The following is a 1,152-nucleotide window of genomic DNA, read 5'->3' as shown; positions in this document are numbered from 1 at the left end:
GTGAGCCCGGCGACCCGCAACGCCTTCCGCTCTCTGGCCACGGACCTGACCGTCCGGATTGTCGCCGAACTGTGGGAGGACCACGGGTTCGCGCCCATCCCGCCAGATGAGCTGAAGTACCAGGACTCAGAAGCCATCCGCTTACCGCTCGGCAGGCTTGATCAGTCGAACAGGGTTCCTGTTCGGGTGACCTCTCGGCGGTCGGGGCATAACGGCAGGGCCTCCTGGTCGCTCGGGGTTGCGATCCCAACCGAGCAGCACCAGGAGGCCCTGTGTCGCAGTCTTTCGTGCCCGCCTCTGTGGAGTCCAACGCGCCATCTCCGGCGTGTGACTGTCTCGCGCACAGGTTCGGCAACGCGGCGGACGGGCCGGACCGCATGCCGTGTTACGGATCCGACCTGACGGAGACGGAGTGGCAGGTCATCCGGCCGCTGCTGCCAGTTTCCGCGTGGCTTCAGGGGCGAGGCGGGCGGCCGGAGGGCTATTGCCACCGCGTGATGTTGGATGCGGTCCGCTATGTAGTCGACAACGGCGTCAAGTGGGTCAACCTGCCCTGTGACTTCCCGCCGTACCGGCGGGTGCACGCGTTCGCCCGCCGCTGGCAGGTGACGGGCTTGCTTGCCGAGCTCCACGACCGGCTGCGCGACAAGGTGCGTCAGAAGGAAGGCCGTTCGCCGGACCCGACGGCCGCCATCGTGGACTCGCAGTCACTGCGGGCAGCGGCGAACATTCCGCGCTCGACGTCCGGGTGGGACGGCGGGAAGAAGGTGGGCGGACGCAAGCGGCACCTGGTGGTGGACTGCCTCGGCCTGGTCCTGGCCGTCGTAGTGAGTGCGGCGAGCGTGCAGGACCGCGACGCCGCAATGCCCTTGCTGCAGCAGCTGCGCACCATGTACTTCTCCATCCGCCTCGTCTGGGCGGACGGTGGCTATGCGGGCCGACTCGTCGACTGGGCGGCCGAGAAGCTCCAACTCACCATGGAGATCGTCAAACGCACCGACGACACCAGCGGGTTCGTGGTGCTGCCACGCAGGTGGGTGTTGGAGAGAACACTGATCTGGCTGATGCGCTCGCGCCGCCTGGTGCGCGACTACGAGACGCTGCCCGCCATGCACGAGGCCATGGTGCTGTGGTCCATGACCATGCTCATGA

General features: G+C 67.3%; 1 protein-coding gene. It reads left to right on the top strand.

Annotated elements, in window-relative coordinates; genetic code table 11:
- Positions 1-377: 377 nt before the first annotated feature.
- Positions 378-1,152, top strand: a 775-nt coding sequence (locus tag HDC93_RS37695; RefSeq protein ID WP_185015263.1) for an IS5 family transposase, incomplete at its 3' end; no start/stop codon positions are given.

The sequence above is a fragment of the Streptomyces sp. AK010 genome, assembly GCF_014207295.1.
In the GTDB taxonomy this organism is placed as follows: domain Bacteria; phylum Actinomycetota; class Actinomycetes; order Streptomycetales; family Streptomycetaceae; genus Streptomyces; species Streptomyces massasporeus.
Note: the sequence above shows the minus strand (reverse complement) of the source record. Positions and strands in the feature narration are given on the sequence as shown.